This window comes from Jeotgalibaca dankookensis, from assembly GCF_002005405.1.
GTDB classification, from domain to species: domain Bacteria; phylum Bacillota; class Bacilli; order Lactobacillales; family Aerococcaceae; genus Jeotgalibaca; species Jeotgalibaca dankookensis.
The window spans coordinates 1,249,619-1,273,923 of record NZ_CP019728.1 but is presented as its reverse complement, the minus strand read 5'-3'; the positions used below and the strand labels follow the sequence as shown (position 1 = coordinate 1,273,923).

General features: G+C 35.0%; 32 protein-coding genes. 23 read left to right on the top strand and 9 right to left on the bottom strand.

Going from position 1 to position 24,305, the window contains the following annotated elements; all coding sequences use genetic code 11:
- Positions 1 to 18 precede the first annotated feature (18 nt).
- Both BW727_RS06305 and BW727_RS06300 read right to left on the bottom strand, forming a co-directional pair.
- Positions 19 to 1,374, bottom strand: a complete 1,356-nt coding sequence (locus BW727_RS06305) for a tripartite tricarboxylate transporter permease (protein ID WP_062468769.1) — start codon at positions 1,372 to 1,374, stop codon at positions 19 to 21.
- Positions 1,375 to 1,617 (bottom strand): hypothetical protein, encoded by a 243-nt coding sequence (locus BW727_RS06300; protein WP_062468771.1) that lies wholly within the window; start codon positions 1,615 to 1,617, stop codon positions 1,375 to 1,377.
- Positions 1,618 to 1,810: 193 nt separating this feature from the next.
- On the opposite strand from BW727_RS06300, the gene coaA reads away from it, so the two are divergent.
- The 4 genes from coaA to BW727_RS06280 all read left to right on the top strand — a co-directional run bounded on the left by coaA (position 1,811) and on the right by BW727_RS06280 (position 6,710).
- The gene (gene coaA / locus BW727_RS06295) at positions 1,811 to 2,734 is read left to right on the top strand and encodes a type I pantothenate kinase (RefSeq protein WP_062468775.1); all 924 of its coding nucleotides are present in this window, start codon (positions 1,811 to 1,813) and stop codon (positions 2,732 to 2,734) included.
- Between the two features lie 18 nt (positions 2,735 to 2,752).
- Positions 2,753 to 4,306: a glutamine-hydrolyzing GMP synthase gene (gene guaA, locus BW727_RS06290; RefSeq protein WP_062468778.1), complete on the top strand. Its 1,554-nt coding sequence runs from the start codon at positions 2,753 to 2,755 to the stop codon at positions 4,304 to 4,306.
- 141 nt (positions 4,307 to 4,447) lie between these two features.
- Positions 4,448 to 5,641 (top strand): MFS transporter, encoded by a 1,194-nt coding sequence (locus tag BW727_RS06285; RefSeq protein ID WP_062468782.1) that lies wholly within the window; start codon positions 4,448 to 4,450, stop codon positions 5,639 to 5,641.
- Positions 5,642 to 5,756: 115 nt separating this feature from the next.
- Positions 5,757 to 6,710: a DUF697 domain-containing protein gene (locus BW727_RS06280; protein WP_062468785.1), complete on the top strand. Its 954-nt coding sequence runs from the start codon at positions 5,757 to 5,759 to the stop codon at positions 6,708 to 6,710.
- Positions 6,711 to 6,785: 75 nt separating this feature from the next.
- Here the strand turns inward: BW727_RS06280 and BW727_RS06275 are convergent, their stop codons facing one another.
- Positions 6,786 to 7,247 carry a prolyl-tRNA synthetase associated domain-containing protein gene (locus tag BW727_RS06275; protein WP_062468788.1) on the bottom strand — a complete coding sequence of 154 codons (462 nt, stop codon included), beginning with the start codon at positions 7,245 to 7,247 and terminating at the stop codon, positions 6,786 to 6,788.
- Between the two features lie 173 nt (positions 7,248 to 7,420).
- Between BW727_RS06275 and BW727_RS06270 the strand changes: the two genes are divergently transcribed.
- Positions 7,421 to 8,089: a DUF421 domain-containing protein gene (locus BW727_RS06270; protein ID WP_062468791.1), complete on the top strand. Its 669-nt coding sequence runs from the start codon at positions 7,421 to 7,423 to the stop codon at positions 8,087 to 8,089.
- Between the two features lie 78 nt (positions 8,090 to 8,167).
- On the opposite strand, the gene BW727_RS06265 is transcribed toward BW727_RS06270, so the two are convergent.
- Entirely contained in the window at positions 8,168 to 8,836 is a 669-nt protein-coding gene (locus tag BW727_RS06265) for a carbonic anhydrase (protein WP_062468794.1), read from the bottom strand.
- Between the two features lie 228 nt (positions 8,837 to 9,064).
- Between BW727_RS06265 and BW727_RS10845 the strand changes: the two genes are divergently transcribed.
- Together BW727_RS10845 and BW727_RS06260 are read left to right on the top strand one after the other, a co-directional pair.
- Positions 9,065 to 9,187, top strand: coding sequence for a hypothetical protein (locus BW727_RS10845; protein ID WP_257787920.1), 123 nt, complete (start codon positions 9,065 to 9,067; stop codon positions 9,185 to 9,187).
- On the top strand, positions 9,180 to 9,950 hold the full coding sequence (locus tag BW727_RS06260; protein ID WP_156179550.1) for an acetamidase/formamidase family protein: 771 nt from the start codon (positions 9,180 to 9,182) through the stop codon (positions 9,948 to 9,950). Before BW727_RS10845 ends, BW727_RS06260 begins: the two co-directional genes overlap by 8 nt.
- A 30-nt stretch (positions 9,951 to 9,980) precedes the next feature.
- Here BW727_RS06260 and BW727_RS06255 read toward each other — a convergent pair whose 3' ends face one another.
- Both BW727_RS06255 and BW727_RS06250 read right to left on the bottom strand, forming a co-directional pair.
- On the bottom strand, positions 9,981 to 10,379 hold the full coding sequence (locus tag BW727_RS06255; RefSeq protein WP_062468800.1) for a DUF3021 family protein: 399 nt from the start codon (positions 10,377 to 10,379) through the stop codon (positions 9,981 to 9,983).
- A gap of 39 nt (positions 10,380 to 10,418) precedes the next feature.
- A complete protein-coding gene (locus BW727_RS06250; RefSeq protein ID WP_062468803.1) occupies positions 10,419 to 10,634 on the bottom strand; it encodes a hypothetical protein in 216 nt (71 codons plus the stop codon).
- A 111-nt stretch (positions 10,635 to 10,745) separates the two neighbouring features.
- Between BW727_RS06250 and BW727_RS06245 the strand changes: the two genes are divergently transcribed.
- A complete protein-coding gene (locus BW727_RS06245; protein WP_062468806.1) occupies positions 10,746 to 11,039 on the top strand; it encodes a bacteriocin immunity protein in 294 nt (97 codons plus the stop codon).
- A 108-nt stretch (positions 11,040 to 11,147) separates the two neighbouring features.
- The gene (locus BW727_RS06240; RefSeq protein ID WP_217994413.1) at positions 11,148 to 11,939 is read left to right on the top strand and encodes an alpha/beta fold hydrolase; all 792 of its coding nucleotides are present in this window, start codon (positions 11,148 to 11,150) and stop codon (positions 11,937 to 11,939) included.
- Between the two features lie 11 nt (positions 11,940 to 11,950).
- Here BW727_RS06240 and BW727_RS06235 read toward each other — a convergent pair whose 3' ends face one another.
- Entirely contained in the window at positions 11,951 to 12,340 is a 390-nt protein-coding gene (locus BW727_RS06235) for a hypothetical protein (RefSeq protein WP_062468809.1), read from the bottom strand.
- Between the two features lie 82 nt (positions 12,341 to 12,422).
- Here BW727_RS06235 and BW727_RS06230 point away from each other — a divergent pair, with 82 nt between their 5' ends.
- From BW727_RS06230 to BW727_RS06195, 8 genes are all read left to right on the top strand, one after another.
- Positions 12,423 to 12,932, top strand: a complete 510-nt coding sequence (locus tag BW727_RS06230) for a MepB family protein (protein ID WP_062468812.1) — start codon at positions 12,423 to 12,425, stop codon at positions 12,930 to 12,932.
- A gap of 135 nt (positions 12,933 to 13,067) precedes the next feature.
- A complete protein-coding gene (locus BW727_RS06225) occupies positions 13,068 to 13,286 on the top strand; it encodes a helix-turn-helix transcriptional regulator (RefSeq protein ID WP_062468815.1) in 219 nt (72 codons plus the stop codon).
- The gene (locus tag BW727_RS06220; protein ID WP_062468818.1) at positions 13,283 to 13,642 is read left to right on the top strand and encodes a hypothetical protein; all 360 of its coding nucleotides are present in this window, start codon (positions 13,283 to 13,285) and stop codon (positions 13,640 to 13,642) included. Before BW727_RS06225 ends, BW727_RS06220 begins: the two co-directional genes overlap by 4 nt.
- A 24-nt stretch (positions 13,643 to 13,666) precedes the next feature.
- Positions 13,667 to 13,945 (top strand): DUF3784 domain-containing protein, encoded by a 279-nt coding sequence (locus BW727_RS06215; protein ID WP_062468821.1) that lies wholly within the window; start codon positions 13,667 to 13,669, stop codon positions 13,943 to 13,945.
- A gap of 212 nt (positions 13,946 to 14,157) precedes the next feature.
- The gene (locus BW727_RS06210; protein WP_062468824.1) at positions 14,158 to 15,051 is read left to right on the top strand and encodes an ABC transporter ATP-binding protein; all 894 of its coding nucleotides are present in this window, start codon (positions 14,158 to 14,160) and stop codon (positions 15,049 to 15,051) included.
- Complete coding sequence (locus tag BW727_RS06205) at positions 15,048 to 15,899, top strand: ABC transporter permease (RefSeq protein ID WP_062468826.1); 852 nt, start codon at positions 15,048 to 15,050, stop codon at positions 15,897 to 15,899. The genes BW727_RS06210 and BW727_RS06205 overlap by 4 nt, the downstream gene beginning before the upstream one ends.
- A gap of 129 nt (positions 15,900 to 16,028) precedes the next feature.
- Positions 16,029 to 16,256, top strand: a complete 228-nt coding sequence (locus tag BW727_RS10935) for a DUF2798 domain-containing protein (protein WP_077795786.1) — start codon at positions 16,029 to 16,031, stop codon at positions 16,254 to 16,256.
- A 128-nt stretch (positions 16,257 to 16,384) separates the two neighbouring features.
- Positions 16,385 to 17,047 carry a fasciclin domain-containing protein gene (locus tag BW727_RS06195; protein ID WP_149025734.1) on the top strand — a complete coding sequence of 221 codons (663 nt, stop codon included), beginning with the start codon at positions 16,385 to 16,387 and terminating at the stop codon, positions 17,045 to 17,047.
- Positions 17,048 to 17,138: 91 nt separating this feature from the next.
- Here the strand turns inward: BW727_RS06195 and BW727_RS06190 are convergent, their stop codons facing one another.
- On the bottom strand, positions 17,139 to 17,387 hold the full coding sequence (locus tag BW727_RS06190; RefSeq protein ID WP_062468831.1) for a hypothetical protein: 249 nt from the start codon (positions 17,385 to 17,387) through the stop codon (positions 17,139 to 17,141).
- Positions 17,388 to 17,618: 231 nt separating this feature from the next.
- Here BW727_RS06190 and BW727_RS06185 point away from each other — a divergent pair, with 231 nt between their 5' ends.
- The 3 genes from BW727_RS06185 (at position 17,619) to BW727_RS06175 (ending at position 20,972) form a co-directional block, all read left to right on the top strand.
- The gene (locus BW727_RS06185; protein ID WP_077795785.1) at positions 17,619 to 18,359 is read left to right on the top strand and encodes an alpha/beta hydrolase family protein; all 741 of its coding nucleotides are present in this window, start codon (positions 17,619 to 17,621) and stop codon (positions 18,357 to 18,359) included.
- A 144-nt stretch (positions 18,360 to 18,503) separates the two neighbouring features.
- Positions 18,504 to 19,955: a cardiolipin synthase gene (gene cls, locus BW727_RS06180; protein ID WP_062468835.1), complete on the top strand. Its 1,452-nt coding sequence runs from the start codon at positions 18,504 to 18,506 to the stop codon at positions 19,953 to 19,955.
- Positions 19,956 to 20,012: 57 nt separating this feature from the next.
- Positions 20,013 to 20,972, top strand: a complete 960-nt coding sequence (locus BW727_RS06175) for a linear amide C-N hydrolase (protein ID WP_062468838.1) — start codon at positions 20,013 to 20,015, stop codon at positions 20,970 to 20,972.
- A gap of 108 nt (positions 20,973 to 21,080) precedes the next feature.
- On the opposite strand, the gene BW727_RS06170 is transcribed toward BW727_RS06175, so the two are convergent.
- Entirely contained in the window at positions 21,081 to 22,358 is a 1,278-nt protein-coding gene (locus tag BW727_RS06170; protein ID WP_062468841.1) for an MFS transporter, read from the bottom strand.
- Positions 22,359 to 22,711: 353 nt separating this feature from the next.
- Between BW727_RS06170 and BW727_RS06165 the strand changes: the two genes are divergently transcribed.
- From BW727_RS06165 to BW727_RS06155, 3 genes are read left to right on the top strand one after another with little or no spacing between them, the layout of a single operon-like run.
- Entirely contained in the window at positions 22,712 to 23,428 is a 717-nt protein-coding gene (locus BW727_RS06165; RefSeq protein WP_062468845.1) for a hypothetical protein, read from the top strand.
- A 24-nt stretch (positions 23,429 to 23,452) separates the two neighbouring features.
- Positions 23,453 to 23,713 carry a hypothetical protein gene (locus tag BW727_RS06160; protein ID WP_062468848.1) on the top strand — a complete coding sequence of 87 codons (261 nt, stop codon included), beginning with the start codon at positions 23,453 to 23,455 and terminating at the stop codon, positions 23,711 to 23,713.
- A gap of 23 nt (positions 23,714 to 23,736) precedes the next feature.
- Complete coding sequence (locus BW727_RS06155) at positions 23,737 to 24,255, top strand: hypothetical protein (protein WP_062468850.1); 519 nt, start codon at positions 23,737 to 23,739, stop codon at positions 24,253 to 24,255.
- Positions 24,256 to 24,305 lie beyond the last annotated feature (50 nt).

Genomic DNA, 24,305 nt, shown 5'->3' with positions numbered 1-24,305 from the left:
CCTTTATAAGAGCGTACTCTATTTTGCAAACCATGATAGAATAAATGGCGCTGCATAAAGAGTCATAAATTGAATACCAAAATTCATTCCTAGTTTATTCAAGTAGCCACCAATAAAGCCAATCAAGATGACACCAAAAATATTTAATAGACCAGCGTCCATATAAGCCAGTAACAAAACTAAACCGATAAAAAGACCCAAAATCGCTTCATGGGGAATTTTTGTTAGTACAAAAGTAGTAATTTGAGTAGCGTAGCGCAAAGCTAGGTAATAGACAATTGTAACCGCAACTAAAGCTCCCATAGTAATCGCTACAACAAACTCAAAACCAGATAGAGCGTGATGAATATTATTTTCCATTGAAAAAATTGGCGGAGCTGTAAAGAGAGCACCACCAGGGCCAATGGCTGCAGGAGACAAAGGAATTCCTAAGGCGACTACACAGATGATAATTCCTGAAAGATAAGTAGACTGCGCTAAAGCACTCATTGTAACAATCGAGGTACTCGCCTTTTCGATGGGATCTTTTTTCCGTTTACCAACCAATTCTCCAAAAAGAATAATCAATCCAACCGGGCTTAAAACAAAAACAAAGGTTGAAAAGAAAGAAGCTAGCATCGCCGCAATGGATTCGTCTTTTTTAATAATTTGGAAAGGATTTAAAGTTAGATTTTCTTTAGAAATCGTTGGAATCAGCGTTTCTTTAAGTTTATCAGTCTCAAGCTTCGAGCGGTTAGCAGGGATAAGGAAAGATAATAGATTAACTAATAGTGGTCCTACAGTAATTCCTAGGAAAAATGAGGTCGTAATATTTTTTTCCGGTAAAACAATACCTAATTCCCAATAAATGGTTCGCAAACTTTGAAAAAGCATAGCTAAAGGGATAATCATGAGTAATGAAAGTAATTTAGCCTTGCCCATGAGTGAGAGAAAAATAGCACCAAAAACAAAGAGCCAACTCGCATATTCTTTAATAACGCCAGCTTGTGATGCGATTAGGTTGGCAATTAAGAGACTTGTTGGAAGAGCCACTAAGACACCAATCAAAGAACCAGCGGCCGCTTTACGAATGTTTTCATGTGTCAAACCCGCTCTTTTTATAGTCATAGCATGAGGAATCATTGGGGTTGACATGACACCACCAGGTAAACCTACTACGAGTGTCGGCATCGCATTCATTAAATTCAAAGCGACAATTGCTGAGATGAAAAAGGTTAAAACGACAATAGGTTGAACACCAGCTAAAATAACTGCAAGAGTAATTGGCATTAAAACGGCCGTTTCATCTGTTCCAGGAATAAACCCAATCATTGTATAAAGAACGGTGGCTCCTATTGAAGCTAAAAACATTTGCAAAAGAAGTGTTAGATCCATCTAATCAACCTCCTGTGAAGGACTTTTAGAGATGAGTCGTTTAGGTTTTATAAAAAAGGTATTAATAAGAAGCGCTATAATAGCGCCCGCTAATCCAAAGAAAAGCTGCTTGGTGGTATCACCATTTGGCGCTAGAAAATAACCAAGCATAGTTAAGCTACCAGACAGGATGATGGCTACTACTAAATCTTTCAAATTGACTAAGTCGCCCCATAGCTCTAGGTATTTTGTTTCTTTTTTCAAGGTACTCATCCTTTCTGTATTTCTATTTTCTTCATTTTAGCTAAGGGACTGTATAAAGTAAACAAATCACGGCTTATTTTAAGAAAACTTAACTGCTATTCTAAAAAAAAGATTGGTAATGATAGAAACTAGTGAATTAATCGTAAATTATGATACAATTATTTAAAATGTATGTAGCATGAAAGGAAAGTTCATGAATTCAAATAGTAACTACTATAGAATTGATCGTGATGAGTGGAAAAATTTTCATCAAGATTCAGTACCTTTATTATCTGAAGATAAACTAAAAGGTTTAATTTCTCTAAATGATAAATTATCTTTAGCGGATGTAAAAGATATTTACGTCCCTTTAGTAGAAGTCATTGACTTATATGCCAAAAACTATCGTAATTTAAGACGAATGAAAAGTTCTTTTCTAGGCCGCTCCTATGAACCAGCACCTTTAATTATCGGTGTTTCCGGTAGTGTCGCGGTTGGTAAAAGTACAACAGCCCGCGTTTTGCAAAAATTACTTCAGAAGTTTTATCCGGATAAAAAAATTGGTATGATTACAACGGATGGGTTTTTGTATCCGAATGCTGAGCTTAAAAGGCGGGGGATTTTAAACCGAAAAGGATTCCCTGAAAGCTACGACATGGGAAAATTGATTCAGTTTTTGTTGGATATTAAAACAGTAAAACCGCATGTGAAATATCCTATTTACTCACATCGTATTTACGATGTGGTTCCAAACGCGTATAATGAAATACATCAGCCTGACATATTGATTGTGGAAGGGATCAATGTTTTACAGCTTCCTACAAATGAACAGATTTATGCCAGTGATTTTTTTGATTATTCTATTTATGTGGATGCTGCAGTTGAGAACATTGAAAATTGGTATCTGGAACGATTTGAAATGTTAATGGATTTAGCAATCGACCAACCGGATAACTATTACTATTCCTATGCAATTGGCAATCGCCAAGAAGCTATTGAAATGGCGAGAGGGGTTTGGAAGACGGTTAACTTGCCTAACTTGGTGAATTTTATCGCACCAACGATGACGCGAGCAGACTTGATTATTCACAAAACAGATAATCATTTTATTGATTATTTAAATATAAAAAAATATTAATTGGAGGATGACACACTCATGACAAAAGATTTTACGACCATCGAAAAAATAATTGTGCTCGACTTTGGTAGTCAATACAACCAACTGTTGACACGCCGCATACGTGAACTAGGGGTATTTGCAGAATTACTTTCACACCGGACGACAGCAGAAGATATCAAAAAAATGGAGAACGTGAAAGGAATTATTTTCTCTGGTGGACCAAATAGTGTTTATCAAGAAGGATCTTTTACCGTTGATCCTGCTATCTACGAGCTTGGCTTACCTGTTCTAGGTGTTTGCTACGGTATGCAGCTAATGACGATGGCTTTCGGAGGTCGTGTTGAAAGCAGTCATAAACGTGAGTATGGTCGTTCTGAAATTGAAATCCTCGAAAATGAAACAGGGCTATTTAAAGGTTTAGACCAAAACGAAACCGTGCTAATGAGTCATGGTGACTTAATTACTGCTGTCCCTGAAAATTTCCAAGTAACAGCTAAAAACGAACACTGTCCAGTCGCAGCATTTGCTAACCCTGAACGCCAATTATATGGGGTGCAATTTCATCCAGAAGTGCGTCATTCTGTGCATGGTAACGAAATGCTTCATAATTTTGCCTTTGATATTTGTGGTTGCCAAGGAGATTGGTCGATGGCTGACTTTATCGATATGGAAGTGGAGAAAATCCGTCAAACGGTCGGCGATAAACAAGTGCTACTCGGACTTTCTGGTGGGGTAGACTCGTCTGTTGTGGGTGTATTACTGCAACGTGCGATTGGCAATCAATTAACATGTATTTTTGTAGATCACGGCTTGTTGCGTAAGGACGAAGCAGATTCTGTTATGGCTAGTTTAGAAGGTAAATTTGGCTTGAATGTTATAAAAGTGGATGCAAAAGAGCGTTTCTTATCTAAACTTGCAGGTGTTTCTGATCCAGAGAAAAAACGTAAAGTAATCGGAACAGAATTTATTCGTGTGTTCGATGATGAAGCAACCAAATTAAAAGGAATTGAATTCCTTGCACAAGGAACCATTTATTCAGATGTTATTGAGAGTGGGACTGAAACAGCACAAACAATTAAATCACACCATAATGTTGGTGGGTTACCAGACGATATGCAATTCAAATTGATTGAACCTTTAAATACATTATTTAAAGATGAAGTCCGTAAACTAGGTGTCGAATTAGGGATGCCTGAAACGCTAGTATGGCGTCAACCTTTCCCAGGACCAGGCCTCGGTATTCGTGTTCTTGGCGAAATTACCGAAGAAAAACTGGAAATCGTTCGTGAATCTGATGCGATTCTTCGCGAAGAAATTGCAAAAGCAGGACTCGACCGCGAAATCTGGCAATACTTCACTGTCTTACCAGGTATCAGAAGTGTGGGCGTTATGGGAGATGGACGTACTTATGACTATACAGTCGGTATCCGTGCAGTTAATTCTGTAGACGGGATGACTTCTGAATGGGCACGCATTCCGTATGACGTTCTTGAAGTTGTTTCACGCCGCATCGTAAACGAAGTGGACCACGTCAACCGAATTGTCTATGATATTACCAGCAAGCCACCAGCTACTATTGAGTGGGAATAATGTTTAAATATGCTGAAATCCTTCGTAAAAGGGTTTCAGTTTTTTTATGACTTTTATAAATATAAAGTTTACTTTTCATTGAATATTAACAGAATGCTGTTAAACTATTAAGAATACAACTGTTCGTTAAAAGGAGGCACTATGAGAAAAACAAAGACGTCGCTTATTATTTTTCACATTATCACCATGTTTCAGGGGATTTCTAATAATTTAGCGCATCCTGTTACCCCCGCATTTATAAATAATCTAGAACTACGGGATTCCATGTTTGGTACGGCATTTGCCAGTATGGCCTTAGGAATTTTTTTATTTTCATTATTTTGGGGAGAATTGTCCTCTCGTATTAAAAAGTCGACCATTCTTTTAATTACCTTATTTGGTTATGGTTTCGCGCAGTATTTATTTATGAATGCCACGACAGAAATTTCTGTCATTTTAGCGCGCTTTTTGGCAGGAATTTTTTCCGGTGGTTTCCAAGTTTCACAGCTTAACTACCTTGTCAGCCAAAGTAAACCCGAAGATCGTGGTTATCAATTGACCTTGAGCAGTATTTTTATTAGTGCAGCTGGAACTGTCGGCTTTTTCATAGGTGGTTTTGTTGGCGATATTTCTATCTTCTTAACTTTCCAAATCCAAATTGCGCTCTGCATGATCGTAGGGTTATCCTATTTTATTTTTCTTAACAAAACTGAATCCGTTCAGGACTCGGAACCGTTTGAGATTAAGAAATTAAATCCATTTAAGTCTTTTGCGAACGTGAGAGTGATCTTAGTTCCAGTAGTTGTAATTCTCATGGTATCAGTGTTCTTGTCATACGTTTCGATTACGTCATTTGATCAAACTTTTAATTACTTTGTCCGTGATGTCTATAATTTCCCACCGTCTTATAACGGCGTTCTTAAGATGGGGACAGGATTAATCGGTATTATTGCTAACTTTACTATTAGTATGTACCTCATTAAAAAGACCAATGTCAAGCGCTCTTATACGATTTTGATGGTCGTGATGGCGCTGTCAGGTGTGACTGTTGTACTAGTTAATCAACTGTGGTTACTTATTGTCTTTGCTTTCATTTTCCTTGCTATTGATGCTATGAGTAAACCGTTGCAACAAACGATTGTCTCGGGGATGTCTTCAGACTATCACGAATCTCATGTCTTAATGGGTTTATATAACACAATGAAATCTTTAGGGTTAATAGTAGGGGCGCTCATAGCTGGTTTCCTTTACGAATGGTATAAAATTGGTCCATTCATATTAGCAAGTATGGCTATTTTAATAGCAGCACTTTTTATGGCAAGTGTCTATAAAAAGACGAGTAGTCAAGTTCAGTAAAGTAAAGAAGCCTTTTTGAAAGGCTTCTTTATTTTGAGTGGGATGATGTAATTCTTCTAACAAGCTAAGTCTGTTAAGTTTGTGGTATATTATATAAAAATACTAGGAGGGTGTTATGAATTCCATTGTTAAAACATCTCGTAAACTTCTCTTAATGGTATCTATACTCTTTGGCTTATTCTTTCTTATTTTTATGGCAAACCAATTTGTTTTATTTTTTGATTTATTGACACGTATCCACCCTTATTTGGCTAACATAGTCACGTCACTATTAGCCCTTACTATTCTTTATTTAATCATTCGGATGCTTCTACTATGGAAAAAGAGTTCTAAACTAGCTATTTTACCAGATAATCCCACTGAAGAAGAAAGAGAAACTTATTATCAGTCTATGATTTATTTCTTGAAACGTAATCCTAATATGAAAGAGATCAACTTTGATGATGATACGTTATCAAAGGAAGAGTTAGTTGAGATAGGTTTTCAAAAACTTGATCAGTTATCAACACCGATTATTCAAAAAAATGCCAACGAAATTTTTCTATCTACGGCTATTTCTCAAAATGGCTCTTTAGACAGTATTGCCGTTTTGATAACGCTGATGAAGATGGTTTGGCGATTGGCAGCGATTTACCAAACAAGACCTACTTTTAAAAGCCTTGGTAAACTGTATATCCAAGTCGCTTCTGTCGTCTTTATGGCACGGACCATAGAGGATTCAGATTTAATTGAATCACAGATGGAGCTACTCATTACAACTATTTTAGGCGAGAGCATCGCTTCAGCCATTCCCGGTATGATTCCCATTACAAATTTAATTGTCTCTTCCTTAATGGAAGGATCCTTAAATGCACTCTTGACCTTTCGAGTGGGAATTATTACTCAAAGTTACTTAGGAATGGAAAAACCTGAGACAAAATCTTTCATCCAAAAAAATGCGTCTGTACGTGCATTAACGCAAATTGGCGGAATTATCAAAGAAAACGGTAAAGTCGTTGCTAGGTCCGTTTTAAAAGCGACTAAAAATGTGACATCTAATACCGCGAAAAAATGGTTTAAGTTTGAATAGTGAGAAAATAATTTTTTCCATTTAATAGATGAGGGGATTATTTGATTTCCTTTTATTTCGCCCAGTTTTAAGAGTTCACATTTCAAACATATGAACTTCATACCCAATTGACTCAAGATACTTTACCAATTCATCAGTCTTGAAATGAAAACTCATTCGTTGCTCTGACATAATCTCCTTGTCGATGTAGACGCGAATATCGTTATCGGTATTATTAAGAAGTCCAAACGGAGAGACAACACCAGGTGGTAAGTGCATCTTTTCGTATAATGATTCTGATGAAGCTATTTTAATGCGTTTCGTTTGAATAATTTCTGAAAAGCGTTTCATATCCATCCGCTTACTGTCATCCATAATCACTAAATAAAAGTTTCTTTTTTTCTTGTCGGTCAGAAACATAGTTTTTGTACGGACACCTTCAACGCCTTCGATAAAATGATTGGCCTGTTCGGTAATAAGTGCGGGTTCGTGTTCAACAACTTCGAAACCGATTTTAAGAGTATCTAGTTTTTCTTTAACTTGCTCGTAAGCTTCCATTTATTCCTTTAAATTACTGTTAAAACTCGTTTTTCTTTGAATTTACTGTTGCCGTTCCTATAATAAACGTATAAAAAGTAAAAGTAAAAAGGAGAGAAAAATTGTACTTGAAAAAGTTAAATTAAAAATTCTAATAGAAGTTAATGATTGTTTACTAGTGAGGAGGGGAAAATTTGTTTGCCTTAATAGCACTGAAACTATTATTTGGTTTTTTAGGCTTGTTGCTTGTAGTTCGGCTCCTCGGGAAAAAGTCCATGTCAGAAATCACTCCGTTTGATCTTATTTATACACTTGTTTTAGGGGGAATATTAGAAGAGTCAATTTATGATGATGCCGTAAACACGGGCCATTTATTATTCGCCATAGGATTGTGGGCAATAATGATCTACCTCATCGAGCAATTCGTCCAAAAAAATGACAAGGTAAATAAATGGGTAAAAGGCGAGCCAGCTGTACTTATTAGAAATAGCAAGTTAAATGTAAAAGAAATAACTAAAAATCATATTGAAATGGAACAGCTAAGAGCCATGCTTAGACAGGAACAATGTTTTTCGCTTGAAAATGCTAAACACGTCATATTAGAAACGGCAGGGCAAATAAGCGTTATTGCAAAGTCAGAAGAAGATAAAACAATGACGCTTTTACTTGTGGATGAAGGAAAGATTAAGAATAAAGTTTTACAAACAAACAATTTAGATGATTCGTGGTTAAGAAAGAAGTTACAAGAAGAAGGGTATACGAATTTAAAAGAAATAATTTATGCCGAATGGTCACAAGAAAAAGGTTTCTACGTAATCACTTACGCCGATACAGAAAGTGTCAGTTATAAAATAGACGGGTAACAATGAGGTTAGAAGTACAGATATACAGATATAAGAAAACTCCCCAGTAATATTGGGGAGTTTTCTTAATGCGATTTTTTAATCAGCAGGTAGGGTATGGAAGTCATCAAATACAACTTCACCTGTATCCAAAATGTATTTTGCACCAACCATTTTTAATTTTCCACTCTTCATTCTTTCTCTTAGGAATTCACTTTGGTTGGTTAATTCTTCAAGTCCACGTCTAACGTTGTGATCGACGCAATAATCGATGTAGTCTTCTTCAGATAGTGCTGATCTTTGATCGGCACTGTCTTCAACAACTGCTTTTAATCGATTCATAATCGTATCAAGATGTATTGTAGAAAATGCTTGGTCATCTGGCGAGGATTTTACGGCTGCCGTAATAGCGCCACAACCTTGATGCCCCATAATAACAATGAGACAACTATTAAAGAACTCAACCGCAAATTCCATACTGCCAATTTCCTCTGGACTGACAATATTGCCAGCAATCTGTAATAAAAATAAATCGCCAATCGTTTGGTCAAAGGCTCTTTTAGGTAATAACCTAGAATCGGCACATGAGAGGACAACTGCATAAGGAGCTTGACCTGATTCACTGAGCTTCTTTTTAAGCGCAAAATCAACATCTTGGTTGAGTGTGTCGCCACTGATAAATCGCTTATTCCCATCTTTTAAAGCTTGTAAAGCTATATCTGGATCCGTAATATGGGATAAAGATACGTTATTCGTTTTTTCTTCCATCGGTGAGGCCTACTTTCTTTCAAATATATACTTAATAAAACATATAATAGGTAAATGTTTATTAATCTATTATACAGATTTTATTTTAAAACAACAAAATTTTTTTCTTAATGATTGCTTAGATTTGATAAAATCGATATGGTGTTAGATAATTACTTACAGCTAGTATATAGCTAAACTAATAATGTAAGCGCAAACAACCGGTACACATCCTTTGAGGAGGCTATTATGAATACTATTTATGAATTAAAAGCGACAGTCGAAACGGTTAAGTGGGGGTATTTTGATAACTCTTGGGATTTACGTCAAAGATGCCGAACCAAACGATGTTGTGGAAGTAAAAATGATTAGTGCTAAACCTAGAATGAACTATGGGTCTAGTGTCTTGGCAAACTGGGGAAATTTATCCAATGAATTTAATCGTGAAGAAACAGTTTTTATTTACGAGGTAGACCCAGAAAAAGGCATAACGTATCCAATTTTTTCTTATCGGTATCCAAGACCGATAAACGCTCCCGGACTTGTTACCATACCAGGCACAGTGGAGAGAATTCCAGTTACTGAAAAGCTGACCATTCCAATGAATATGTTTTTTGGAGTAACGGGGGTCTTACCAGCTAAGAATGGTAAAATCCATTCGCTTCCTCCCTATGATTTTGGCGGAAATGTGGATAATAAAAACTTCGTTGTTGGCACATCGATGTATTACAAAGTACAAGTAGCCGGAGCCGGTGTTTATGTAGGAGACAGTCATTTCGCCCAAGGAGACGGCGAATTGAGTGGCACGGCCATTGAGGGAAGTGTAAATGGGCGTATTCAAATTATCTTACATAAAAATAAAAAGTTGTTTAGAAATCAAATCTTAGAATCGGATACCCATTGGGAAACGCATGGATATGGGTATACGTTGGACTTAGCTAACCACCAAGCTGCTTTAGAAGCCGTTGATTTCTTAACTCATCGGTATAATATATCAAGAGAATTAGCCTATTCGACCTTAAGCGTAAAAGCAGATTTTCACATTACGCAAGTATCCAATCGGATTGTAGGCGTTCACTGTCGCATCTTGAAAGAGGCTTATAAAGAATTAGAGAAAAATGAAGAATCAATCTGAGTTATAAAAAAGACCGCTAGCCTATATAGGTTAGCGGTTTTTTGAAAATGATTGTAGTTGGCTGTATTTCCTACGGATATAAGAAATGATAAAGGTTACTGCAAAAAGGGTAAGACCCGTTTTATTAAAACGAATAAAGATCCTAACTAAATCTTGTAAGGAATTAAGTGGGAAATATCCGCTAACTAGGAGTGTTGGGAAAATAGTTATCAGCATAATCAGGTAATGAATGGTTATCTGCTTTTTAAAGCTCCATTTTTTTATTTCATAGATAATACTGGCCAGTCCTAAGAATAAAAGAATAAAACCATAAAAGAGAGGAGCTATCGCATTGTTAGTCATATCAAACCAGTAAAATATTATAGCTAAGATAGACATAAAACTGAATAGTAAGAAACCTCTTTTTAATCCTTTGAAAAATATATCCATAAAATTTACCACCTCGTTAGTACAGTTTTTTATTTGAAATTAAGAGTTATAGCCGAATATAAAGGTCCAAAATAATAAATAGATAGAAATAAGAGCGATTATTAATCCTATAATAACACTCATTAATGCTGAAGACCTACTCTGCTTACGTATTTTTAATCCAATAACAACAAGTAAAATACCACCAACTAGAAAAATAAATTCAAATAATAGTAAAGGCCCTTTCATTTCAATCGAGCGCTGAATAAAATTCACAATACATCACCTTCCTTCTATTAAAATAGGGGAATAGTTTGCAACTAAGTATGTGCGTTTGTCATAATATGAGTATAAAGATAGGTTTGGAAAAAAGGAAGGAAGTTTGCTATGAATAAAAAAGAGCAACAGATAATGGATGCAATTAGTGTTGCTTATTCGGATCCAGAAGTAAAAAAAGATAAAACTATCCGAGAAGACTTGATTAAAGCTGCGAAAAAACTAACAAACGGAGGCGACTATCGGGTAATCAGTGTTCATCTTAATGTCGCAATCGAACGTTATACACGGCGAAATAATTTAAAGACACCGCAATCTTTAATTGTTTTATATGAATTAGTTCGAAAAGAACAGATGAAATATTCTGGAACTATTGCAGCAACCCTAGTCTGGTGGGGAAGATGATGAAAAGGAATGATAATTATGTTTTTTTGGTAGTTTTATATCTGTAATATCATTAATCATTCATGAGTATTTATTTTACTTACTATCAAAAAATAAAGGGCTGTGGAAATGATGGTTTTAAAGTACCAAGAATATGGTAATAAAAACGGCCCGCTCTTAATTTTTTTACACGGCGGAGGAGTAAGTAGTTGGATGTGGAGTAAGCAAATTCAATACTTTAATAACAACCACTGTGTGACAATTGATCTACCAGAACAAGGCAATAATAAAATGAGTCACACATTTTCAATAGAAAATAGTGCGCGTAGTGTTATAGAAATTACCAAAAAGTTATCCAAGGGTAAAACTATAACCATCGTAGGCTTTTCATTAGGTGCTCAAGTTTTGGTTGAAATATTAAGTTTGGAGCCAGATTTAGTAGATTATTCAATTATAAACAGTGCCTTAGTAGTACCAATGAGAGGTGAAAAATATATGGGACCTATAATTAAATCGTTTTTCCCTTTGATTAAAAACTGGAAGTTCTCAAAAATACAAGCAAAAACACTCTATATTGGTGATGAATATTTTGAAAAATACTACAGTGAAAGCAAAGATATGCGCGCTGAAACGCTTATTAGAATATTAAAAGAAAATATGACCTTTAAATTGCCAAAAAGTTTTCATAAAGCAAGAGGCCATATATTAGTAACAGTTGGGGAAAAAGAAAAGCAAATAATGAAAAAATCAGCTTGGCTTTTAGCCCAAAATAATCCAAACTGTACCGGTGTCATCATTCCCAATGTTGGGCATGGTATCCTTTTGTCAGATCCAGACTTGTTTAATCAAATTATAGAAACGTGGCTTAATAATAAGTCTTTTCCTGATGAATGTATCATGATTAATAAACAAACTTCTTAAAAGCCTACAAACTATACTTTTTTTAATTGATACCATTTTACTTGAAATAATAGAGAGATATAAATAACCCCAAGAATAGAGATAGTTGCCATTTTAGATGAAATAGTTGGAAAAAACATATTGGTGAGAAGTATGAGTATATTAAAAGTAAGTAGAGAGGAAAAGAAGATTTTGCTTGTTACTTTTTTAATTGTAATTTCAATAATCTCACCGTCTTGAACTTCTAAGTGATTACTTTTTGATCCGAGTTGCGATACGCTTAATGTAGCTGGCTCTTGTGGGAGATTAATCCGTAATCGTTGTTCGGGATTTATTTTTACTATTTTTTTGCCATTTAGTTTAATGGTGAGAATACTTCCATTTCCTAACCAATTGGTGTGATTTATTACCGTGATGGTCATATGACCCCTCCTTTTCCTCTTATTAATTAGACTATCAAAAACATGGCTCCAAAACAATCACGAATGAAAAAGGAGCGAAATAGTGAATGAATTTTACGAAGTCTTAGAATTTATGAATCAAACGATTTATGAACCCAATCAATTGATAGCAGAGTCAATTCAGGCAGAAAATCAAAATGCTGAGTATGGCGCTGGTACATTTCAACTCGCTTCTAAAACAGTTCGGTTTAGAGTAGCCAAAAGGACTCCTACAAAAATCGGGCAGTTTGTGGTTTTTTGGGAAAAAGATAGTACTAATAAAAATCGGCCTTATTTATCTGAAGAAGCCCCTGACTTGTTGGTTATAACAACCTTTAAAAATAAGGATGAATGGGGGCAATTTATCTTTCCTAAAAAAATTTTGATCGAAAAAAACATTTTACAAACTTCATTTTCAAAAGGAAAAATGGCGATGCGTGTTTATCCAAGCTGGGATAAACCAACTAGCAAACAAGCCATTCATACTCAAAAATGGCAACTTCCATATTTTGTAGATATCAGTATTCTTAATCAGGCCTCTATGGATAGAATTAATAAGCTTTATACTTTTTAATAGATATTTCAAATAAAGACGTAGTGAGATACTCACTACGTCTTTTTTTATTGTAAATTAATAAAATTTATAGTAATATATATGTGACATAAGTAAATTATATATGACAGATTCATAAAAAGGAGGTGGATTAGTTTGCAGGAATTTAAGGTTAAAAATAACGTTAAATTAAAAAGAATAGAAATCGGAACTTTAACTCAGGGAGATCTAGCAAAACTTGTCGGAGTTACTAGGCAGACTATCAATCTTATTGAGGCACATAAATATAATCCAACAATTAAAGTCTGTCTAGCCATTGCGAATGTATTAGGAACGTCAATTGAAAAGCTATTTTGGATGGAGGAGAAACAATGAAGAAGCTATTTACCTATCTACCGGTTCTTGTATTTTTAACTATTTTGATTTTTATAGAAAATTCACCATTAAAAGCTTTTTTATCAATAGGTGTTATTTCTTTAATGATCGTAGCTAAATATAAGCGAAGTAAAATAAAACAAGAAGAAATTGAATACGATGACCGTATAAATGCTAATATTTCAAAGTGGTCACTCCGATTTATGTTTTTTGCCAATCTGTTATTAATTTTTGTTTTAATTTTTTTCAATCAGATGTTGTTAAACACGCTATACCTGGAATTTGTTGTTGCTTACTTATTATTCACACTGTTTATTCCATTCTATATTATTCCAACAATTATCAAACGGTATTAAAATTTATTGATGAGGTGAAGTAAAATGAACATAGAATCATTAGTTATAGGAATCATAGTTGTAGTACTTAGTTATTTAGTAGGAATCAAAAAATTTACTTGGTTATTAGCAGGTTATAATGAAAGAAGAGTTATTGATAAAGATAAACTTTCAAAATTAGTTGGTATAACCTATTTCATACTAGGTGTCATCTTAATTCTTAATGGATTTTTTTCTCTTAAAACATTAGAATATTTAGCTATTATAGGAGTCATAATTGTCTTACTTGAAGTTTTTTATGTAAACTTTAAATTAGTCAGATAGAAATAGACGTTAATTCATCAAGTACAAAATAAATTTAGCAGTTCTACTTTACACAATCTTAGATAAGTGTAAAGTAGAAAGTATAAATCTAATAAAAATGACTTCGAATCACGCTATACAATCGGAAAATATTTACTCCTACTTTAATTGCCAAGTCATTAAGCATTTACTCAATGCAGTTACATCTTTTGTAAAGGAATAGGAGGGCTAATATGTTAGAGGTTCGTCATTTAAGTAAACGTTTTGGAGATGTTCAAGCCGTTGAGGATCTTTCTTTTACTGTTAAGGAAGGTTCTACGTTTGCATTTCTTGGAACGAATGGTGCAGGGAAATCAACGGTTATCCATATGTTAATTGGTTTATTAAATCCAGATAGTGGTGAAATAACCTTCGATGAGAATATGCGACAAGAAGAAATTGGTGTGGTTTTTCAGAGTCATCGTTTAGATGATGTATTTACACTAGAAGAAAATTTATTAGTACGTGCCCAATTGTACGGAATGGACAAATTGGAAGCCAAAGAACGAGTAGTAGAATTGTTAGAAGTGATGAACTTAACAAGTAAACGCCACCGGATATATGGTGAATGTTCAGGGGGAGAAAAAAGAAAGACAGATATCCTTCGTGCGCTTCTGCATCGTCCGCGATTTTTAATTTTAGATGAACCCACCACGGGACTAGATGCAGAATCACGCGAAGAAATTTGGGCTTTTTTAAAAAAATTACAAACTGATTTTGGAATGACTATTTTCCTGACTACACATTATATTGAAGAAGCAGAATACGTGGACTATGTCGTTATTATGCATGAAGGTAAAATAGAGGTAGAAGGGACGCCAAACCAATTGAGACAAACCTACTCAAAAACAGTTCTGACAATCATTCCAAAAAAAATAGAAGCATTACTAACTTTTTTAACCGCTCATTCGCTGCCATTTTTTCAAGATAGCAGAGCAGTCCACATTGAAATAGAAAATAGCAAAGAAGCAATTCCAATTTTATATCAAACAATGGCTAATATTACTGATTTTTCAATTGAAAAGGCAAGCTTAGAGCGTGTATTCTTGCAGGTAACTAAGCAAATAAAGAATCGGGTGAAACCATGAGTGTACTAATCAAGCGACATATAAAATTATTTCTCAAAGACAAAGCAAGTGTATTCTTCTCTTTGCTTTCGGTATTTATTATTATTGCTCTTTATCTCCTTTTTCTATCTGATAATATCACATCAGGTTTACCCGAGTACCCAGATCGCAAAGCCTTTGTTTTTCTTTGGATGTTTGCAGGTATTCTTGCTGTTACAACTGCAACCGCTCCACTTGGGGCATTAGGTAAATTTATTGAAGATATGGTTAGTAAAAAAAGTGATGATTTACTTATTACAAAAATTTCAAAACGAACTCTTGCTTATTCATACGTTTATTATTCCTTCATAATTGGTTTTATTTTTACAAGTTTATTACTTATTAGTGGTCTGATTTATACATGGATTGCGTTTGACTTAATACTGCCCCTATCTGTGTCCCTGGTTGCTACACTTGCGATCAGCACGCTTATGCATACGCTCATTTTTTTTCTAGTAACATCTCGTTTGAAAACAATGAGTGCTTTTACTGGTTTCTCAACACTTGTAGGAACTTTAATTGGGTTTTTAGCAGGTATTTATGTTCCCATTGGTGCACTTCCATCTTATTTACAAAAGGTCATGATTTTTTTTCCTACAACACAAGTGACTGTATTGCTACGTAAAATAGTAATGGAAGATGTACTCCTACCACTTCAGGATTTATTACCGGCAGATACTTATCAGCAACTTCTCACCACGTTAGGTGTCCAACTAAAATGGGATAATCAGATTCTTTCGAATCAATTTTCTTGGATATACTTACTCGTTTTTACTGTCATTTTGTTAGTGGCGGTTCTCTTAAAAAACAGAGAAAGAGTGGTTGTTTGAGTAATATAATTAGAATAACCCATATAGATAAAATAATAACAAGTAAGATATTCAAATAAGCTCCTTTCTTTCGAATTTAGTACAAATATGATAGAATAAATTATTACTAATTAGAAAGGTTCGAAATAAATGAAATTAATAAAAGAACACAGGATGATTGTATTCAGTCTTTTGATGGGTGTCGGTATGTCATTTTTCATGTCCTTCGTGATGACAGTGGTAAATGCTGGGTTTCCACCTATGTTCTTTCAAATTTGGATGCGGTCTTGGCTGGTTGGTTTTTTTGCTTCTTTAATTCCAGCATTAGGACTACCTCCATTGATTAACAAATTTTTAGATCTCATTACAAAAGATTAAAAAATTAGCTGGTTACAATACGTATTCTTTGACATCTATCTACCTTTGAATTAAGGTTAGCTTGTAGATAAAGTATACGCTTACACAGTGTAAGTGTACTTTTAAACTACAAGAGAGGGTGGATTTAGATGAGTAAAGAATTATTGAAGAAGGTACAATTAGGTCTTGTTTCGTTTGCAGCAGCTGGAGTTTTAGCAGGGTGTTCAACAAATGACACTACAGATGACACGATGATTGAAGATCCTATGACTGAAGAATCCGTCGAAGTAGTAGAACCTGTTGAAGTAGAATCCGTTGAAATGGAATCTTCAATGGAAATCGAATCTGTTGGGATGGAAGAATCAGCTGAAAACGAAGAAGACATTGTCGCTATTGCACAAGGTAATCCTGATTTCAGTATTTTAGTATCCGCACTTCAAGAAGCAGACCTTGTTGAAACACTCCAAGGTGATGGTCCTTTTACTGTATTTGCACCTACAAACGCTGCCTTTGAACAATTATTAATGGATCTAGATATTACAGCAGAGGAATTACTTGCTCAACCAGATCTAGCAAATGTTTTAACTTACCACGTTGTTTCAGGAGATATTATGGCTGCTGATTTAACAGATGGTATGGAAGCTGAAACAGTCAATGGAGAAGAATTAATGTTTGATCTTTCTGGAGATCCAATGGTTAATGATGCGATGATTACAACAACTGACCTAGAAGCAACAAATGGTGTTGTTCATGTAATTGATAAAGTTTTAGTTCCTTCTGATTTCGAATTACAAGAAGTCGAAGCAAATTAATTCGTGTATAAATTTACGAAAGCCAAAGAGTCCCTCTAAAAAATAGAGGGACTTTTTCTATACGGAGTTTCAGTGAGTTGCAGATTCATTCCTACTTTTGTAGATGCATATCTAGATTATTCGGCTCTTCATCTAAAAGTCTATGACGATAAGTATCTATGCTGCCATATAAATTACGTGCGTCTGCTATTTCTTGGCAGTTTAAAGTAGACTTTTCGTCTGACAGAAGCATTTCTAAAGCATTCATTTGTGTAAAGAGTAAGGTAGCCCTCTTTTTTTGACTTATACCTGAGAGACTTTTAATCGCATTTATATTACTTTTAAAATCATCAAAATCCATAGAAACCACTCTTCCTTATTGAATTCTATATTTGTTTGTATCATTATACCCAGATTTTTGTACGATAGCTATCCTACGAAGGTCGTATTTATCGGACAAATGTTTAAAAGTGTCCGACTAATATGTTAAAAATTGTTATGAGGTGAAAATATGGAAAAACGCTACGAAAACCAAATTAAAATGACAAAGTATTATTATTGACCTCTAGATGATCAGTTTGGCGACTTAAGAATTCCCGAGAGCAAAGGCCCTCATCCCGTGGTTGTAGTAATTCATGGTGGTTATTGGCAATCAGATGTTGGACTGGATAGTATTGCGGCACTATCTGAAAAATTAACGAAACAAGGAATAGCCACCTGGAGTATCGAATATCGCAGAATCGGACAAGCTGGCGGTGGGTGGCCGGGAACCTTTACAGATGTTTCCCAAGCAATCGATTATTTACCTGAATTAGCTAAGAAAAACAATCTCAATTTAAATCGTGTTGTAATAGTCGGACACTCCGCAGGGGGACACTTAGCTTTATGGCTGGCAGGGCGCCATCGCCTTCCATCAAGTAGTGAAATTAAAACAGATGGAACGCCGCTTTCTGTAAAAGGTGTCATTAGTTTAGCAGGTGTTGTTGATCTTTCACTGATGGAAGAAGTTCTTAGTATCAGTGAAGAAGTCACTAGGGAAGAATTTAATCCTGTACGAGAGTTAATTGGTGGCTCATCAGCCGAGTTACCAGAGCGTTATGCACAAGCTTCTCCCATTCGTTTGCTTCCATTAGATGTACCACAAGTCCTCATTCACGGTGCATTGGATGCGACTATCCCAATTGGTATCAGTCAAAATTATAAAAAAGTAGCGGATAATATAAATAAAAATGTGGAATTTATAGAAATACCTTCTGCTGAACACTTTAAATTGATTAACCCAGAATCTGAAGCATGGCCGATTGTTATAAAAGAAATATTAACAATGCTATAAAAAATACATAAAAAGAGGCTCAACCTATCCAATTAATGGATGGTTCAGCCTCTTTTTTCTGTCAGTGTATTTACCAAGCTTTTCTTTCTTTCCTAAAAGAGAATAACATAGTAAGATAAACAAAACTGCTTGGGAGGGATGCACATGCAATTATTTCTATCGATCATAACTGCTGTTTTAGCTTTAAATATTCTTTTTTCAATTATAACTGTTTTTAGAGAAAAACGGGATATCGCAGCGACATGGGCATGGTTAGTTGTTTTGGTTTTATTACCAGTTGTGGGGTTTATATTTTACTTATTCATTGGGAAGAAACCATCTCGTAAAAAGATTTTCGATATAAAAAATCAAGAAAGTATCGGGATGTCTCAACTCGTTGAAGCCCAAAAAAGGAAATTAATCGAAGATGAGCAATTACTTTCTCGAAAACAAGAGTCGGAAAATACGAAAGAAATCGTTCGATTATTTCTAGAAGATGATGGCTCTATTTTAACGAAAGACAATTCTGTTCATCTGTTTACCGATGGTTTTGAAAAATATGAATCTTTAATTTCTGATATTTACGAAGCCAAACACCATGTACACGTTATGTATTATATTTTCAAAGATGATAAAATTGGAACAAAAGTCTTAAAAGCATTAGAAGAAAGAGCAGCTGCAGGAGTGGAAGTGTTAGTTTTATATGATGCTTTGGGTTCGCGTTCTTTAAAAGCATCTTTCTTTGATCATTTAAAGTCACTAGGTGGCAAAACGCAATCATTTTTTGGTTCACGCTTTAGTATAATAAATTTACGATTTAACTATCGCAATCACAGAAAAATTGTTGTGATAGATGGAAAGGTTGGATATACAGGAGGCTTTAACGTAGGGGATGAGTATTTAGGAGAATATGAAAAATTTGGTTACTGGCGCGATACGCACCTCAAAATTGAAGGTAGCGCGGTTTTGGCTTTGCAAAACAGATTCTTAATGGATTGGAATGCTGCTGCTAAACAAGACCAGTTGGCATACCAAGAAGGATATTTCCCTACGATTATAAAAAAAGGGGAAACAAATATTCAAATTGTTTCCAGTGGTCCCGATACTGAAATCCAACAAATTAAAAAAGGTTATATTAAAATGATTAGTTTAGCAAAAGAGTCAATTTTCATTCAAACCCCTTATTTTGTTCCCGATGACTCTCTATTAGAAACTCTAGAAATAGCCGTTATGTCGGGAATAGATGTTAAAATTATGATTCCTAATAAACCGGATCATCCGTTTATTTACCGTGCAACAACCTACTATGCAGCAGAAATGGTGGCAGCAGGCGCTCAAGTTTATATTTACGATAATGGTTTTTTACATGCCAAAACGATGGTGATTGATGGTGAAATTTGCTCAATAGGAACTGCTAACTTTGATGTTAGAAGTTTCAAATTAAATTTTGAAGTAAATGCCTTTATCTATGATCCCAAAGTAGCGAAACAACAAGAAGAGATTTTTTATGAAGATATCAAAAAAAGCTATTTACTCACTCAGAACATCCTTAATAACCAATCAAATTGGTTAAAATTTAAACAAATATTTTCGAGGTTATTTTCTCCGATTTTGTAGTTTTTTGACAAAACAATATATGTCCTTATACACTTATTATAAAGAGGAGATGGTGATATGTGTACCACAATAGGTTTTTCTCATAACAATGGTCAGGTTTTTGGTCGGACTTTGGAACTAGGAGTGGTGTTGGACAATAAGGTCCTTTTTGTTCCTAAAGGCTATCAAATCGTTGAAACCGATACTCAAATCTACGAATCGACATACAATACGCTAGGATCTGGTTTTTTTGAAATCATTTCTTTCGGAGATGGTATTAACGAGGCGGGATTAATGGGTTCTAATAATTTCTTTCCCGGCTACGCAAGTTTTTCAAAAGAAAAAGTAACGGGTATGATAAATACAACAACTTCCCATGCTTTTGACTTTCTCCTAACCAGATGCAAAAGTATCGAAGAAGTTAGAAAAGAAGCAAAAAAAATAAACTTAGTTGAAAAAATTCTCGACCAAGAGTCTTCAGCCAACCATTTCTTTTTTATGGATACGGACGGTAATAAACTTGTTTTAGAACCAAAAAACGGAAAACTAATTGCTTATGACAACCCTTATGGTGTTTTAACAAATGCGCCGAATTTTCCATGGCATCAAACAAATCTGAAGAATTTTATTAATTTGAAACCAGAAAATACAAAAGAAGCGTATATAAATGGAACGAAAATCACACAATTTGGTGAAGGAACGGAGATGCTGAGCTTGCCTGGCGATTTTACACCTCCTTCGAGATTTGTACGTGCTGCCTACTATGTTTCAAATACGGATAAAAACTTAGACCGTCATGCCGCAATTCTTCAAGGTTTTCGCATTTTATCACAATTTGATATTCCAGAAGGAGCTATCATTGACCCAATTGAAAAGCATAAAGATGAAACCCTTTATACCTCTATATTTGACACAGAAAAAAGCTCATACCATGTGAAGTGCCATACCAATATTAATATCCAAAGTTTTTATTTGGAAGACTTTAAAAATGATACACAAGTAAAGTTTATCGAATTAGCCAAGACTATGGATATATAGATGTGGTGATCTTCAGCTAAACATAAAAGTGAAAAAAACTCTACGTCGTTACTGTAAAAGTATTAACTTAGAGTTTTTTCTATGACGAAAATATTTTTAATCTCTATACTATTTAAAAGCAACGACTTCGTCTTCTCTAACAAAGCTGAAAACGATCATCCCAAATAGTAAGAGTGCCGCGGCTAAATAAAAGCCGAGCTGCATAGATCCGAATTGATCTGAAATAAATCCGGTTAGGAATGGCGCTAAAATTGAACTCGACATGCCTATAAAATTATACGCACTTAAGGCAGTCGATAAAGAACCTTTTGGTGCATTTTTAGAAACGAATGCCACGAGTATGGGGTCTATTGCCAATTTCCCAGTTAAGCCGTAGGCAATTAATGCAATAATTAATAAGGTTTGGCTTGTTACAAACGCAATCGCAAAAATAGAGATTGCCGCAACAGGAACTAAAATAAAAATAAATAATTTTGTCCGTTTCACTTTATCGGACAGGAAAGCGAATATTAATGCTCCAGGGATGGAAGCCCATGGTACGAGAGAGGAGATAAAACCAACCCGAGTACCTTCAAATCCACGCTCTACTTGTAAGAATTGTGGTAACCATGTTAAAACAACATAAAAGCCGTAGATGGAACAAAAACACATGATAAAGGTTAGAACTAAATTTCGATTTCTAAAAATAGAAGCCACAGATACTTTTTTAATGGATTCAGAAACGATGTGATCATTTTCAGTAGAAACATTTTGATCCTCTGGACGTACGACTTTTTCTTTTAATAGGAAAAAGAATAAGAATCCAACGATGACGGTAGGGATCGCCATAATTTTAAAAGGAAGCGTCCAATGTTCACCATTTTCTAAGACTAATTTACTGGAAATCAAATACCCACCAGAAGTTCCCAATGCCATCCCGCTATTTATAATAGCATTTCCCAGCGTTAAATGTTTCGTTGGAATGGCTTCCGTTGACAGGGCATACTGCGGACCATAATAGGATCCTTGACCCATCCCAGTCAGAGCTCTGAAGATCATGAACATACCAAATCCTGAAAGAATACCACTAAAGAATGTTGCGATACCCATAAAAACGAATCCAATCGCAATAACCAGTTTTCTACCATATTTGTCACCAATGACACCAAAAGGAATTTGTGTAATGGCGTATGTTAAGAAGAAGACACTGCTCACTAAACCCAGTTGCGTATTACTCAAATTAAACTCTTCTGCAATTTGCGGCATAATCGGGTTTAAAATGGTTCGATCCGCATACATTAACACCCAACCGATAAAAAACAAAGCGACTGTTTTCCACCAATATTTATCCGATACATAAGTCGCACCATCAACGACTCGTGGGGTTGCTTTATTTGTTTGGCTCATTTCTTATTCCCCCATCTTCAGAATTATAGTAGTAACAGCCGTATTGATAACGCTTACACATTACCGAATTGGCTATCCTTGTGACAGGAGGGAATGGCTTGGTCAGAAACTGAGGGGAGGTGTGAGCACTTAGCAAAGAGTGAATGACTAAAAACTAACACAAATTTATACAAGCATAGTTTATAGAAAAAATAAAAAATAAACAACTATTATTTATACATAAATGTGGACGTATATTACTAACAGTAATGCTCAATAGATAATTATACATCGAGTGAGAAGAGTAGTAAAATAACAATATAGCAATAATTAATTTCGAACAAATTATTTTTTATTAGAAAGGGGACAACATGATGAATAAAAAATTAGCTCTCTTATTTGCGACCAGTATTTTAGTGGGATGTGGTTCATTGGGTGGTGAAACTGACCAATCTAGTAAAGAAAGCTCATCTGTAAGTATGAGTAGCTTGCAAATTTCTAGTGAAGAGACTACTTCCTCAGAAGAGAGTAGTCAGCAAATAGTAATAGAAAGTAGCGAGCTTCAGTCATCAGAAGAAAGCTCTGACGATCGTTCATCTTCTACTCTAGATGAACGTGATTTATATATCAGAGATATTGAAGAAGCAGCACAGATATTACAAAATACAGTCAGTGATGATACTATTTATTTTGAAGAAGGATACATAGAAAGCGAGAATAACGGTTATATATTCCCTGTTAGTAGTGGAAAATACACTGTCCTCTTAGATGGGCTCATTCAACTCCCTTCAGGAGAGTCCATTAATCGTAATCCTAATAGCTTCCCAAGCAATGAAGACAAAAAAGATGAGATTGATCCTGAAACAAACCCGCTCTATCCTAATAATTTAGAGGAAGCTTATACTATTTTGATAGAAGCAGTAACTGACGATGTGATTGATTTCGACTATGGTCTGGTTGGTAAGACTTATATCTTCCCAGGAGAAAAAGGAGACTATGAAGTATATTCTGATGGCTATATTTACCTTCCTGATGGGAAAATATTATCTCGAGATATCACAGCGTTTCCACGTTATCAAGCAGGTAACTAATTAAAGAAGAGAGGGAAATCTAGAATGGAAAAAAGGGATCCAATCTTATTAACTTTGAATATATTTCTAGGTGTTTCGATTGTCATCAGCTTATTGTTTTTTGATTTTCATATCCCCTTTGCTAAACTCTCGTTACAAGGGATTGAATTTCATGATCCGGCTTATTTAGCAGTGAGTTTACAAGAGTTATATTTATATAAGAAAAAGAAGTCGATGGGACATTTATTAATTGGCATTGTTTTTACTATTTTTGTAATTGCGCAAATTTATGGAGACTTGGCATAAATTGATAGAGAGGAGAGAAAAATATGAAAAAAAAGACAACAATTGGGTTCATCATCGCTTCAGTTCTGTTGTTACTCATTGTTTTTTTCGTAAGCGATTGGAATACGCCATATAAGAAGCAGTCACGTGGTTTACAAGAAATACTAGCCACCGGAATCGAAGAACCTCAAACAGGAGCGGACTTATTTCCTTTTGAATATGATCGTGTACATGTGGCTGGGGAATACCAATCATTGGACAATCTGTCAGATGAATCGGGAATAAGTATGGAAATTTTGGAGCAATTTCAAGGGAAAGACACTTATGAAGTATTAAGAGGTCCTTTGACCCGTATTTTATTTGTAAAGGATCAAGAGGCTGTTGCTTACCTCTTCGGAGAACCTTACAAAATGGGGTTTTTGTTAGATTTAGAGCCTGGTATTTACCCTAAAGAAGAAATTGATTCGCGGTTATATGATATAAAAGAAAAACGTGAATTTGATTCTGAAGGCAATCAAAAAGAGTATTTATTGTATAGAAGAGTGGATAAGTCCCTTCCTTAAAAATGAACATTACTATTCTAAGAGACTAATCCCTTACTTGTTTTTACTAT